The sequence below is a fragment of the Mycobacterium farcinogenes genome (assembly GCF_019739075.1).
Taxonomy (GTDB): domain Bacteria; phylum Actinomycetota; class Actinomycetes; order Mycobacteriales; family Mycobacteriaceae; genus Mycobacterium; species Mycobacterium senegalense.
Window position 1 is genome coordinate 5,162,898 of record NZ_CP081673.1, and the last position, 13,625, is coordinate 5,176,522.

A 13,625-nucleotide genomic window follows, 5' to 3' on the forward strand; every position below is an offset into this window, starting at 1 on the left:
CCATTGTCCCAGAGACCCCCGTCCGGGCAGATCAGCGGATCGACAGGGCGCCTCTAGTGCGCAAATGGCTGCAGGTCGTCGAACGCTCCGCGGGGCTTGAGCGCGTCGAGCCGCTTCAGCACTGTGATGGTGTCGTCTTTGAGGGCGCGGGCCAGGTCGGCCGAGAAGCCCTCGCGCACCACGACCCGGAGCACCACGACATCAGTGGCACCCTCGGGCATGGTGTAAGCCGGCACCTGCCAGCCGAAGGAGCGCAGGCCCTCCGACACGTCGAACTCGGTGTATCCCGGATTGCCCTTGAGCCGGAAGCTGACCACCGGGATCGCCGACCCGTCGGTGATCAGCTCGAAGTGCTCGCTGTCGCGCAGCTCGTCGCCCAGCCAGCGCGCCGTCTGCGACAAGCACTGCATCACCTGCGTGTATCCGGCCCGGCCCAGGCGCAGGAAGTTGTAGTACTGCCCCACCACCTGGTTACCGGGCCGCGAGAAGTTCAAGGTGAACGTCGGCATGTCCCCGCCGAGGTAGTTGACCCGGAACACCAGGTCTTCGGGCAGATACTCCTTGCTCCGCCACACCACGAACCCGATGCCCGGATAGGTCAGCCCGTATTTGTGCCCGCTGACGTTGATCGACACCACGCGCGGCAGCCGGAAGTCCCATTCCAGGTCGGGGTGCAGGAACGGGACGACGAATCCGCCACTGGCGGCGTCGACGTGTACGGGGATGTCCAGGCCCTTGTCTTGCGCGAGCTGATCCAGCGCCGCGCAGATCTCGGCGATCGGTTCCAGCTCCCCGGTGTAGGTGGTCCCCAGGATCGCGACGACGCCGATCGTGTCCTCGTCAACCGCGTCGAGCACCTGCTCGGGGGTGATGACGTAGCGGCCCTCTTCCATCGGCAGGTAGCGCGGTTCGACGTCGAAGTACCGGCAGAACTTCTCCCATACCACCTGGACATTGGCACCCATCACCAGGTTGGGGGTGCGGCCCTTCCAGTCCTTGCCGACCTTCTCCCGCCACCGCCATTTGAGGGCGAGCCCGCCCAACATGACTGCCTCGCTCGAGCCGATCGTGGAGACGCCGCACGCCGCCGACGCATCTTCAGCGCTGAGCCCTTCGGCGTGGAAGAGGTCGGCGACCATACTGACGCAACGGCTTTCGATCGCAGCGGTGGCCGGGTACTCGTCCTTGTCGATCATGTTCTTGTCGAACGTCTCGGCCATGAGCTTCTCGGCCTCGGGGTCCATCCAGGTGGTGACGAACGTCGCCAGGTTCAGCCGTGAGCTGCCGTCGAGCATCAGCTCGTCGTGGATGAACCGGTACGCCGCACTGGGTTCCATCGCGTCATCGGGCAGGCGCAGCGACGGAACGGGTGCCATTGCCAGCCTGCCGGTGTAGGCGGGCGAGATGTGCGGGGCGCGATGGTGCTTGTGCGGCATGGAGTTCCTTTTCTGCTACAGCGCGGCGATGGCGGCGCGGACATGGGCGAGGATGCGCGACGCCGAGGTGGGCGCCGGGCTGGGGCCTGGATCGGCCGCCGAGAGGTTGGCGGCGCGGGCGTGGACGAAGGCGGCTGCGGCTGCCGCATCGCCGGCGGACAGGCCGGCGGCCAGCAGGGCGCCGATGATTCCGGACAGCACGTCGCCGGATCCGGCTGTGGCTGCCCAGGATTGACCGGCCGGGTTGAGATAGGTCGCGTGGCCGGGTGAGGCGACGACTGTGACATTGCCTTTGAGCAGGACTGTGGCGCCGAGCCGCTCAGCCAGATTGCGGGTAGCAGTGACGCGGTCGGTGCCCGGAGGCGCTCCGGCCAGCCGCTCGAATTCCCCGGCATGCGGGGTGAGCACGGTCGGTGCGCTGCGACCGGCCAGCAGTCTTGGGTCGGCGGCCAGCAGGGTCAGACCGTCAGCGTCGACGATCACCGGCAGATCGGATTCGAGCGCGAAACGCAGCGCGGCCTTCGCCGTATCGTCGGTGCCGAGCCCGGGCCCGACCACCCAGGCTTGGACCCGCCCGGCTTCCTGTGGGCTGGGTGCGGCGATCACCTCGGGCCAGTGGGAAAGCACTTGCGGGCCGGCACTTCCCGCATAGCGGACCATGCCGGAAGTCGCGGCCACCGCCGCCCCGGTGCTCAACACCGCCGCCCCGGGGTAAGTGGCCGAACCGGACACCACACCAGTGACACCCTGGGTGTACTTGTCGTCGTGTGGGCCCGGGACCGGCCACAGCTTTCTGACCTCGGCCGCCTCCAGGCCGGCCAGTTCGGTCGGTGCCAGGTCCAGGCCGATGTCGACGAGTTCGACCCGGCCGCACTCCCCCAGCGCGTGTACCGGTTTCAGGCCGCCGAAGGTGACGGTGAGGACAGCGTGCACATGTGGGCCGTCGGCGGCTCCGGTCTGCACGTCGAGGCCGCTGGGGATGTCGACGGCGACCACCGGGGCCGTGCTCGCCTCGAACACCGCCGCGGCGTTGGGTCGCAGCGGCCCGCGCCCCGAGATACCGACCACACCGTCGATCACCAGATCGGTTGCCGCCGAGATGCCGGACACGAGGCGGCCGCCGGCCAGACGGAACGCGGCCAGGGCCTTGGCGTGAGTTTTCTCCGGGTTGAGCAGGACAGCATCAGCGGCTGCTCCGCGGCGGCGCAGGAATGTCGCCGCCCACAGCGCGTCGCCGCCGTTGTCGCCCGAGCCCACCACGGCACAGACCCGCCGGCCGGCGACACCACCGGTCCGCAGCTTCAGTTCGGTGGCGATCGCCGTCGCCAGTCCGTACGCGGCACGGCCCATCAGCACTCCGTCGGGCAGCGATGCGAGCAGTGGCGCCTCGGCCTCACGGATCGCATCGGCCGAGTAGTAGTACCGCATCTGCTCCCGCTTCGCTCGATGTGTCGTCGACTTTGCCGCGCGCCAACAGGTTACGTGTGTTTACTCGGGACCGCTGACAGTCACCGAAAGTGACGGGGTGGAGGCTCTGGGCGAGGCGTTATCCGCAACGCATGCCCGACATGAGCAGGTGCAACCCGAACTCGAACCGCGCGTCGAAGTCGAGCAGTTGCTCGACGGGGCTTGACGCGAGGTGCGGATACTCGCCTGCACGAACCACACCTTCGAGCGTCTCGATCTCACCGCCGGCCGCGCCCTGTTGTTCCAGCACCTCGCCGAGGACGTAGCAGAACAGTGAGCTCGCCGCCCACAAGGCGTGCTCCCTGGCCAGACCGCCAGCCTGGATACTGCCGACGAGCGTGTCGACGAAGGTCAGGTTGGCTCGCTTGGCGGCATAGTTGCCGCCGACGATCCGGGCTCCGTCGCGCTGTGCCAGCAGAGCCGAACGGAGTCCCCCAGCAAGGCTTTTGACGCGATGAGTCCATTCCGGGTCGGCAGTGTCGGCATTGTCGAGTGCCTTCGCCAAAATCGTCTCGGCCATCTCGTCGACGAGGGCGTCTTTGCCGTCGACCAGCCGGTAGATCGTCGGCAGGTGCGCTTGCAGCCGGTCGGCCAGCCGGCGCATCGTCAGCGATTCCAGCCCACCGTCGTTGACCAGCGCCAGGGCTTCCCCGACCACGTGGTCCACCGTCAGCTTGGCGAGCGCCACGCGATCGCGGCCAGTCGAGGCGGTTGACACGTTAACGATGTTAACACTACGCTCTGACCTGCAATTAACATTGTTAACGCGGGAAGGGAGGACGCGGTATGGGCAGCGAACTGACCGCCGGCGGGATCGGCGTCGCCGTTCGCCAACTGACATGGGAGGCCGACGGTGTGGTGTCCGTGCAACTGCAGCCGCGTTCCGGCGAGCTGCTGCCGGCCTGGGAACCCGGCGCCCACATCGATCTGCTCCTGCCGACCGGCATCCAGCGCCAGTACTCGTTGTGCGGACCGGTCGGTGAGCGGTCGTACTACCGCATCGGAGTGCGGCGGGAACGCACCAGCCGCGGCGGCTCCGAGTACGTGCACGCGTTCCTGCGCCCGGGGCAGCAACTCACGGTTGCCGGGCTACGCAACACCTTCGAGCTGCGTCGCGCCACCTCATATGTGTTCGTGGCCGGCGGCATCGGGATCACCCCCATCCTCCCGATGATCCGTCAGGCCGAATCCTGGGGCCTGGACTGGAAACTGCTCTACGGCGGGCGCACCGCGACCTCGATGCCGTTCTCGGACGAACTCCGCGGATACGGAACGCGGGTGAGCTTCTACGCCTCCGACGCCGGCGGTCGCATCCCACTCGGCGAGCAGTTCGCACAGGTCCGTTGCGGCGGGAAGATCTATGCGTGCGGCCCCGCCGCGCTGCTGTCGGCACTGCAGGACGCCACCGCACACTGGCCGGCAGACAGCCTGCATCTCGAACGCTTCAAGCCGCGAAAGCAGGCGGCCGCCGCCGACGACAAACCCGTCGAAGTGGTATGTGCCGCGTCGGACAGAACCATCAATGTCGAAGCGGGCCAGAGCATCCTCGCGGCGCTTGAGCGGGCGGGAATCAACGTGCCGTCGTCGTGCCGATCCGGGATCTGCGGTGCCTGCCAGACCACTGTCATCGAGGGATTGCCCGACCATCGGGACGGCATCCTTTCGGAGAGCGAGCGCGCCGCCAACGACCGCATGTTCGTCTGCGTATCCCGGGCGCAAACTCCCCGGCTGGTTCTCGACGTCTAGGGAATTCGATGATGAAAACCACAGGCACAGCGGCCGACTCGTACTCCCCCATCACCATGGAGCGCGTCAGGGAGATCGTCGGGTACCCGGAACGGTTCATCGCCGAGAAGAAGGAGCCGAAGCTCGGCGAATTCTCGGCTCGGTTCATCGCGCACAGTCCGTTCTTCTGCATGGCGACGGTGGCCTCCGACGGTCAATTGGACACCAGCCCCCGCGGAGACCCACCGGGATCGGTGCGGATCCTCGACCCGTGGACTCTCGCCATCCCCGACCGGCCGGGCAACAAGCTCGCCGACACCCACAAGAACATCACCGCGCATCCCGCCGTGGGACTGGTCTTCTTCGTGCCCGGCATCCGAGAGGTGATCAGGGTGAACGGGGACGCGTTCGTCACCGACGACCCGGAGCTACTCGAAATGCTCAGCGCCGACGGCAAACCCGCCGTGCTGGCCACCATCGTGCGCATTCGCGAAGTGTTCGGCCAGTGCGGCAAGGCCGTGATCCGGGCCAAGCTCTGGGACGGCGACAGCCGCGGACTCGCCGACGCCGTGACATTGGGCGGGGACTTCTACACCCTCTCGATCACGGAGAGCGCGGCGAAGATGGCCGAGAAACTCGGCGACCTGGCCGGCTCGCTTCATGCCGTGATCGACGACCACTACGAGAACGGGCTGTACTGACCTCAGACCGCTGCCGTGGCCGCGGCAGGCTCCACCGTCACCTTGATGGCCTCACCGTTCTGCACGATCGAGAACGCGTCGAGCACGTCGTCCAGCGGAATATGGCGCGTGATGAGGTCCTTCACCGGAACCTGGCCGGTCGAGATGTACTGCAGCGCACGCTTGTTGTGCTCCGGCGCGGAACCGTTGGCGCCGTGGATGTGCAACTGGCGGTAGTGCACCACATTCGAATCGCACGTGATGGTCGGGTTGGTCTTGGGCAGTCCGCCGAAGAACGAGATGCGGCCGTTTCTGGCCGCCATCGCGATGGCCTGTTCCTGGGTGACGTTGGCCGCGGTGGCGGTGATGATGACGTCGGCGCCACGGCCGCCGGTCAGTTCCATCACCTTCTCCACGACGTCGACCTCGGCCGCGTTGATCACCTCGTCCGGGTGCACGGCATCCGCCGACATCTTGAGCCGGCTTTCGTTCACGTCGACGAGGTAGACCGGCCCGCAGTTGTGCACCCCGCGCGCGATGCGGATGTGCATACAACCGATCGGGCCGGCACCGAACACCACGACGGTGTCACCCTCTTCGATGCCGAGGAGGTCCTGGGCGTTGATGGCGCACGCGAACGGTTCGGCCGCGGACGCCTCGTCATAGCTGACATTGTCCGGAATCCGGTTCAGCCCATCGACTTTGAGCACCTGACGGGGAACGATCATGTACTCGGCGAAACCGCCGTCGTACTGGTAGCCCATCGATGTCTGGTTCTGACACACCGCCATCCAGCCCTTGCGGCACTCGTGGCATTCGCCGCAGGGAACCGCTGCGATCACCTGAACCCGGTCGCCCTCGGCCCAGTCGGTGCCGTAAGTGGAGTTCACGTCGGCACCGACCTCGACGATGTCACCGGCGATCTCATGGCCGATGGTGCGCGGTGGGGTCAGGTTCTGGTGTCCGTTGTGCAGGATCTTGACGTCGGTGCCGCAGGTGGAGCAGTTGCGCACCCTGATCTTCACTTCGCCGGGGCCGCACTGGGGCTCCGGCACATCCTCCAGTCGGACGTCCTCGGGCGCGTAGTAACGCAGGGCTTTCATGGCGGTCCTCTCGACTCGCAGGGACTGGCGCTAACCGGGTCGGTAGGAGCACCCTAACGCCAATCCGGTCATAAAACCACAACTCATTTTGCCCATTTACGCCCGTTTGCTTGCAGGCATGCCCACTTATGCGGTGTACTGAGTGTGCATGTGACCGGCGTCACCCAGCAGCCGGCAAGATCGGAGGTCGTCAGATGTCCACTGTCGAAGCGCCACGCACCGGGGTCCGGGTGCACGTGCAGAAGCTGGGCACCTCGCTGTCGAACATGGTGATGCCGAACATCGGCGCCTTCATCGCCTGGGGCCTGATCACGGCCCTGTTCATCGAGCAGGGCTGGCTGCAGGCCATCTTCTCCGGACTCAGGGCCCCCGACGGTTGGGTGGCCAGGATCGGCGGCTGGGGCAGCTACGGCGGCGCAGGAATCGTCGGCCCGATGATCACCTACCTGCTGCCGGTCCTGATCGGCTACACCGGCGGCCGGATGATCCACGGCAACCGCGGCGCCGTCGTCGGCGCGATCGCCACCATGGGTGTGGTCGCCGGTGCCGACGTCCCGATGTTCATGGGCGCGATGATCATGGGACCGCTGGGCGGCTGGGCGATGAAGAAGGCCGACGCGCTCTGGGAAGGCAGGGTCAGGCCCGGCTTCGAGATGCTCGTCGACAACTTCTCCGCAGGCATCCTCGGCATGCTGCTGGCGATCCTCGGCTTCTTCGGTGTCGGCCCGATCGTGTCGTCGTTCACCCGCGCCGCCGGCAACGCGGTCGACTTTCTGGTCAGCAACGACTTGCTGCCGCTCACCTCGTTGCTCATCGAACCGGCGAAGGTGCTGTTCCTCAACAACGCCATCAACCACGGGGTGCTGACCCCACTGGGCACCACCCAGGCACTGGACACCGGGAAGTCGATCCTGTTCCTGCTGGAGACCAACCCCGGCCCCGGTTTGGGAGTCCTGTTGGCGTTCATGGTGTTCGGTCACGGCGCTGCCCGCGCCTCGGCACCGGGCGCGGCGATCATCCAGTTCTTCGGCGGCATCCACGAGATCTACTTCCCGTACGTGCTGATGAAACCCAAGCTGATCGCCGCGACCATCCTCGGCGGCATGACCGGAGTCTTCATCAACGTGTTGTTCGGTTCCGGCCTGCGCGCCCCGGCCGCCCCCGGTTCGATCATCGCGATCTACGCGCAGACGGCAAGCGGCAGCTTTCTCGGCGTGACATTGGCGGTGCTCGGGGCCACCGCCGTCTCGTTCGCCGTCGCCTCGTTGCTTCTCAAGACCGATCGTGCCGCCGAGGTACCCGATCTGGCCGCGGCCACCGCCGAGATGGAAGCGCTCAAGGGAAAGAAATCCAGCGTGGCCTCCACCCTCGTGGGTGCGCACAGGCAGCCGGTGACCAGCATCGTATTCGCATGCGATGCCGGTATGGGCTCCTCGGCGATGGGCGCGTCGGTGCTGCGCAAGAAGATCCGTTCCGCAGGCTTCGGCGATATCACCGTAACCAACCAGTCGATCGCGAACCTCACCGACACGTACGACATGGTGGTGACCCACCGCGACCTGACCGACCGGGCGCGATTGAAAACCGGTTCAGCCGTTCATGTTTCGGTCGACGATTTCATGAGTTCGCCGCGCTACGACGAGATCGTCGAGACGCTGCGGGACACGAACTCGGCTGCGGGCGAGATCGCTGAGGAGCGGCCCGAGAGCACTGCGAACGATGTGCTGCCGCTGGACTCGATCGTGATGGCCGGCACCGCCACCTCGGCCGCCGGTGCCATCGACGAGGCCGGTGCCCTGTTAGTCGCGGCGGACGCGGTCGAGCCGGCCTATGTGGATGCCATGCACGAGCGCGAGAAGTCGGTGTCGACCTACATGGGCAACGGGCTGGCGATCCCGCATGGCACCAACGAGGCGAAGAGCACGATCCGCCGCACCGGAATCTCCTTCGTCCGCTACCCGGAACCCATCGACTGGAACGGCAAGCCCGCCGAGTTCGTCGTCGGGATCGCTGGGCAGGGTAACGACCACATGGCGCTGCTGACCAAGATCGCCCACGTCTTCCTCGACAAGGACGAAGTGGCCCGGCTGCGGGCGGCGACCAGCGCCGACGAGGTGCGTTCAGTGCTCTCCGACAGCGAATAGCCGACGGCACACCCGGGTGCTTCAGAATGGCAAGCGTGGATGCCGATACCCGCCAGAGCCGCATCGTCGAGTTCGCGCGCAGCCGGGGCCGTGTCGACGTGCTGGCGCTGGCCGACGAACTCGACGTCGCGGCCGAGACGATCCGCCGCGACCTCAAGGCGCTGGCCGGCAGACGTCTGCTCAAGCGGGTACACGGCGGCGCGATCCCATTGGAGACCGCGGCGTTCGAATCCACCGTCGAATACCGCAGCCAGGTGGACCTGGCCCAGAAGCACCGCATCGCCGCCGCGGCGGCACATCAGTTGCACGGCGCCGAAACCGTCTACCTGGACGAGGGTTTCACGCCACGGTTGATCGCCGAACAACTCGCCGATCACGAGCTGACGGTGGTGACATCCTCACTGCTGGCCGCAGAAGCGCTGGCCCACAGCGAGACGGTAACGGTCCTGATGATCGGCGGGCGCATGCGGGGACGCACCCTGGCCACCGTCGACCAGTGGGCGGTGGAGCGACTGAACAGTCTGGTGATCGACATCGCCTTCCTCGGCACCAACGGGATCACTGTCGAACACGGCCTCACCACACCGGATCCCGCGGTGGCGGCGGTCAAGCAGACCGCGGTGAAGGTCGCGCAACGGTGCATCCTCGTAGCTGCGCATTCCAAGTTCGGGGAGACGAGTTTCTGCCGATTCGCCGAGGTCTCCGATTTCGAGTCGATCGTCACCGGAACCGAGTTGGCCGCCGAGCAAGCACACCGCTATGAAGCCCTGGGACCGGCGGTGATCCGCGCCTGATTACCTGGGCGCTCACACCTCGTCCCAGAACTGCCCCGCACGGCGCGCGATCTCTTCCGGGTATTCACCGTTGATGGCATGGGATGCCTCGGGCCACAGTTCTACCTGCCCGCGCGGCAAAAGCTCTCGCGCCCGCGTGACAGCCCGGGTGGGATCGAGCATGACGCTGCGGCCGGCGATCAGCGCCAGCACGGGTATGTCGAGGCCGCGCAGCTGCTCGTCGGTGAACAGTTTCGGTGCCGGTGTGCGCACCGTGAAGTCCTTTGCCCCCGCCGAGATCAGTGCGGATTCGACCTCGGCGTCCGCCACGTCGGCGCCTCCGGATATCCAGCTCAGCACTCGGCGTCGCCAGCGCCCCGGCACGGGCGCGAACAACGCCACCGAGGCGACAATCGCCTTGACCGGGGCGCCGGTGAAGGTGAACACGGGATCGAGCAGGGTCAGCGAAGCTACGCGGTTGGGCCGGTGCACCGCAGCGTTGACGGCGGTCCAGCCGCCGATCGACACCCCGAGCAGATGCGCCTGTTCCACCCCGAGACCGGCCAGCGCCTCGTCGAGCCACTGGGCCTGGTCGCGGGCGTCGCGAATGCTCTTGTGCTGGACCGACAGTCCTGCCTCACCGAGCAGGTCGATCGCATACACCGTGCGCTGTTGCAGCAAGGGCCCGAGGTTGGTCCGGTACATCGGCGTCGATGCGTTGCGGCCCGACAGCAGCACCACCGGCGCCCCCGCGACTGCCCCGCCGAAGCGGTAGGCCCGCACGGTGCCGAATGACGTTGGCACGTCGAACAGTTCGAAGGGCGGCAGGGTCGCCATGCCTTCCCGGTAGGCGCCCAGGAAATGCTCGAACGCCGCCTCGGAGACGAAGGCGCCCAGGCCACCCCTGGCCCATCGCCCCGCGACGTTGACCGTGGGTACACGTAGGTCCATCAGGGCAACTCCGTCACCGACGGCCAACGTTGGCTTGTGTGCGAAAAATCAGCCTTGGGTTCAAGACGTCTATGCAACAGCGGTTGGATTGAGTGGGTTGCAGAGTAGTGCGTCGAGGGTTTCGGCGGGCGTTTTCCAGCCGAGGGTCTTGCGGGGTCGGGTGTTGAGTTTGGCGGCGACGTAGTCGAGGTAGTCGGCCGGGAAGATCGAGAGATCAGCGCCTTTAGCAAAGTACTGGCGCAGTAGTCCGTTGGTGTTCTCGTTGGTGCCGCGCTGCCATGGAGAGTGCGGGTCGCAGAAGTAAATGTCGAGGTCGGCGGCCTTGGCGATGGCGGCGTGGTTGGCCATCTCCCTGCCCTGGTCCCAAGTCAGCGTGCGGCGCAGGATGGCCGGCAGTTGGGCCATCTTGGCCACGATCGCGTCCTGGACGGCTTCGGCGGTGTGGTTGTCGGGCAGGTGCAAGAGCATGACGAAACGCGAGGTGCGTTCCACGACGGTGCCGATCGCCGACCCCGAGGCGGTACTGCCCAGAATGAGGTCCCCCTCCCAGTGCCCGGGGATCGCACGATCTTCCACCTCGGCGGGCCGCTCACTGATACTGACCATGCCGCGCAGACGACCGCGACGCTGGTCGGGGCGCCCCTGCGGCTTGCGCAATGCGCGTCCAGTGCGTAGGCATGTGTGCAACTCGCGACGTAGATTTCCCTTGCCCTGCAAGTAGATTGACCGATAGATCGTTTCGTGAGACACCCGCATCTCCGCATCGTCGGGGTAGTCGATGATCAACCGCGCCGCGATCTGCTCGGGACTATGCTCGTCGAGCAGCTTGGCCTGCACCTCATCATGCAACACCTGATTGCGGGCCAGCTTGCCCGGCTGCGGACGACGAGCGCGCTCCTCCGACCGCGACTGTGCCATCAACGCGTCGTAGCGGACAACCGCAGTCTTGCCGCTTTGACGTGCTCCGAACGCCTCCTTGCGTCGATAGCCGGACTTACGTCCGTCGTTGTGATCGACACCGTTGACGTCGAGTTCGTACTTGATCGTCGACGCAGCCCTGCCCAGCCGTTTACCGATCGAGTTCAGCGACTCGTTGACTTTGACTCCGATCTCGATCTGGATCCGCTCAGCGAGCGTCAGCCGTGGTCGAGGACCCGACGACTTAGGCATACGGAATTGAGGTTTCACCCCGCCAGCGTCGGCGAACCAGCGAACCCCCGTAGCGCACGACACGCCGACAGCCGCACCGGCTTCACCAGCGGTGCAACCCGCACCGACACAACCCCAGAACTCCCGAACAACACTCGACAACGGTGGACGCGGCATAGCAGCACTTCCCATCAGAATCAGCTGCTATTGCAACGACGCCTAGAAACCGCCGGCGAGAACTCGCACACAAGCCGACATTCGAGCGCGGTCGCCTACTCGACGGTGACGGACTTGGCCAGGTTGCGCGGCTTGTCGACGTCGTACCCGCGAGCCCGGGCCACGCCGGCCGCGAACACCTGCAGCGGAATCGTCGACAGGAGCGGCTGGAAAAGCGTTGACACCGCCGGGATCTCGATCAGGTGGTCGGCGTAGGGCCGCACCGTGTCGTCACCCTCCTCGGCGATCACGATGGTCACCGCCCCGCGGGCCTGGATCTCACGGATGTTGGACAGCAGCTTGGCGTGCAGCATCTGCGCGTTCTTGGGCGACGGCATCACCACGATCACGGGCAGATCCTCGTCGATCAGCGCGATCGGGCCGTGCTTGAGCTCACCGGCGGCGAAGCCCTCGGCGTGCATGTAGGCCAGCTCCTTGAGCTTGAGCGCGCCCTCCAGCGCCACCGGGTAGCCGACGTGCCGCCCGAGGAACAGCACGGTGGGTGACTTGGCGAACTGCCGAGCCAACTGCCCCACCGATTCGATGCCGGCCAGCACCCGGGCGATCAGATCCGGCATGGCCTCGAGATCGTGGTACTCGCGCTCGACCTCATCTGGGTACTTGGTCCCGCGGGCCTGCGCCAGGGCCAGCCCCACCAGGTAATTCGCGGCGATCTGGGCCAGGAACGTCTTGGTGGCGGCCACGCCGATCTCCGGCCCGGCCCGGGTGTAGAGCACCGCATCGGCCTCACGCGGGATCTGGCTGCCGTTGGTGTTGCAGATCGCCAGCACCTTGGCCTTCTGCGTCTTGGCGTGCCGCACCGCTTCCAGCGTGTCGGCGGTCTCGCCGGACTGCGAGATGGCGATCACCAGGGTGCTGCGGTCCAGCACCGGGTCGCGGTAGCGGAACTCGCTGGCCAGCTCGACCTCGACGGGCAGCCGGGTCCAGTGCTCGATGGCGTATTTGGCCAGCAGGCCCGAGTGGTACGCGGTGCCACAGGCGACGATGAAGACCTTGTCGATCTCGCGAAGCTCTTGATCGGACAGCCGCTGCTCGTCGAGCACGATCCGGCCGTCGACGAAATGGCCCAGCAGGGTGTCGGCGACCGCGGCGGGCTGCTCGGCGATCTCCTTCAACATGAAGTAGTCGTAGCCACCTTTTTCGGCGGCGTCGAGATCCCAGTCGATGTGGAACTCGCGGTAGTCACGATCGGCCTGCAGATCGTCGCGGCCGAAGAAGTCGGTGATCCGGTAGCCGTCGGCGGTCAGCACCACCGCCTGGTCCTGGCCCAGCTCCACGGCGTGCCGGGTGTGTTCGATGAAAGCCGCGACGTCGGAGCCGACGAACATCTCGCCGTCGCCGATACCGACCACCAGCGGGGTGGACCGCCGGGCGGCCACGATGGTGCCCGGGTCGTCGGCGTTGGCGAACACCAGGGTGAAGTGCCCTTCCAGGCGCTGCAGCACAGCCAGCACGGAGGCCGGGAAGTCTCCGGCGGTGTCACCGGTGGCGTACTGGCGTGCCACCAGGTGCACGGCCACCTCGGAGTCGGTGTCGCTGGCGAACTCCACCCCGGCGGCTTCGAGCTCGGCGCGCAGGACGGCGAAGTTCTCGATGATGCCGTTGTGGACGACGGCGATCTTGGCCGCGGCGTCACGGTGTGGGTGGGCGTTGCGGTCGGTGGGACGACCGTGAGTGGCCCACCGGGTGTGGCCGAGGCCGGTGCTGCCGGTCAGGATGTTGTCGTCGGTCTCGGCGAGGGCGGTCTCCAGGTTGGCCAGCCGGCCGGCGCGGCGACGTACCGTCAACCCACCGTTGCCGTCGACCAGCGCGATTCCCGCGGAGTCGTAGCCTCGGTATTCCATCCGCCGCAGCGCGTCGACCACGATGCCGCGAGCCGGGCGCGGCCCGACGTAGCCGACGATTCCACACATAGGGTCCCAGGGTAGTGCAGCCGGCCGTCTGACCCGATTCGGCGGCG

The 13,625-nt window shown here is 66.6% G+C and carries 11 protein-coding genes; 4 read left to right on the top strand and 7 right to left on the bottom strand.

Features of this window, described 5'->3' with window-relative positions:
* Nucleotides 1-53: 53 nt before the first annotated feature.
* The 3 genes from K6L26_RS24665 to K6L26_RS24675 all read right to left on the bottom strand — a co-directional run bounded on the left by K6L26_RS24665 (nt 54) and on the right by K6L26_RS24675 (nt 3,621).
* Nucleotides 54-1,436 carry a glutamate decarboxylase gene (locus K6L26_RS24665; RefSeq protein ID WP_019344354.1) on the bottom strand — a complete coding sequence of 461 codons (1,383 nt, stop codon included), beginning with the start codon at nt 1,434-1,436 and terminating at the stop codon, nt 54-56.
* Nucleotides 1,437-1,451: 15 nt separating this feature from the next.
* On the bottom strand, nt 1,452-2,864 hold the full coding sequence (locus K6L26_RS24670) for an NAD(P)H-hydrate dehydratase (RefSeq protein WP_221851851.1): 1,413 nt from the start codon (nt 2,862-2,864) through the stop codon (nt 1,452-1,454).
* A 118-nt stretch (nt 2,865-2,982) separates the two neighbouring features.
* Complete coding sequence (locus K6L26_RS24675; protein ID WP_245008636.1) at nt 2,983-3,621, bottom strand: TetR/AcrR family transcriptional regulator C-terminal domain-containing protein; 639 nt, start codon at nt 3,619-3,621, stop codon at nt 2,983-2,985.
* A 68-nt stretch (nt 3,622-3,689) separates the two neighbouring features.
* Between K6L26_RS24675 and K6L26_RS24680 the strand changes: the two genes are divergently transcribed.
* Together K6L26_RS24680 and K6L26_RS24685 are read left to right on the top strand one after the other, a co-directional pair.
* Nucleotides 3,690-4,649, top strand: coding sequence for a PDR/VanB family oxidoreductase (locus K6L26_RS24680; protein ID WP_221851853.1), 960 nt, complete (start codon nt 3,690-3,692; stop codon nt 4,647-4,649).
* A gap of 11 nt (nt 4,650-4,660) precedes the next feature.
* Nucleotides 4,661-5,329 carry an MSMEG_1061 family FMN-dependent PPOX-type flavoprotein gene (locus K6L26_RS24685; protein WP_245008637.1) on the top strand — a complete coding sequence of 223 codons (669 nt, stop codon included), beginning with the start codon at nt 4,661-4,663 and terminating at the stop codon, nt 5,327-5,329.
* A gap of 2 nt (nt 5,330-5,331) precedes the next feature.
* On the opposite strand, the gene K6L26_RS24690 is transcribed toward K6L26_RS24685, so the two are convergent.
* The gene (locus K6L26_RS24690) at nt 5,332-6,411 is read right to left on the bottom strand and encodes a zinc-dependent dehydrogenase (protein ID WP_221851857.1); all 1,080 of its coding nucleotides are present in this window, start codon (nt 6,409-6,411) and stop codon (nt 5,332-5,334) included.
* Between the two features lie 194 nt (nt 6,412-6,605).
* On the opposite strand from K6L26_RS24690, the gene K6L26_RS24695 reads away from it, so the two are divergent.
* The gene (locus K6L26_RS24695; RefSeq protein ID WP_221851859.1) at nt 6,606-8,555 is read left to right on the top strand and encodes a PTS mannitol transporter subunit IICBA; all 1,950 of its coding nucleotides are present in this window, start codon (nt 6,606-6,608) and stop codon (nt 8,553-8,555) included.
* A gap of 35 nt (nt 8,556-8,590) precedes the next feature.
* Nucleotides 8,591-9,349, top strand: coding sequence for a DeoR/GlpR family DNA-binding transcription regulator (locus K6L26_RS24700; protein ID WP_221851861.1), 759 nt, complete (start codon nt 8,591-8,593; stop codon nt 9,347-9,349).
* A 12-nt stretch (nt 9,350-9,361) separates the two neighbouring features.
* Here the strand turns inward: K6L26_RS24700 and K6L26_RS24705 are convergent, their stop codons facing one another.
* The 3 genes from K6L26_RS24705 to glmS all read right to left on the bottom strand — a co-directional run bounded on the left by K6L26_RS24705 (nt 9,362) and on the right by glmS (nt 13,578).
* A complete protein-coding gene (locus K6L26_RS24705; RefSeq protein ID WP_221851862.1) occupies nt 9,362-10,279 on the bottom strand; it encodes an alpha/beta fold hydrolase in 918 nt (305 codons plus the stop codon).
* A gap of 69 nt (nt 10,280-10,348) precedes the next feature.
* Nucleotides 10,349-11,605 carry an IS30 family transposase gene (locus tag K6L26_RS24710; RefSeq protein WP_420094197.1) on the bottom strand — a complete coding sequence of 419 codons (1,257 nt, stop codon included), beginning with the start codon at nt 11,603-11,605 and terminating at the stop codon, nt 10,349-10,351.
* Nucleotides 11,606-11,700: 95 nt separating this feature from the next.
* The gene (gene glmS / locus K6L26_RS24715) at nt 11,701-13,578 is read right to left on the bottom strand and encodes a glutamine--fructose-6-phosphate transaminase (isomerizing) (protein ID WP_221851863.1); all 1,878 of its coding nucleotides are present in this window, start codon (nt 13,576-13,578) and stop codon (nt 11,701-11,703) included.
* Nucleotides 13,579-13,625: the final 47 nt, after the last annotated feature.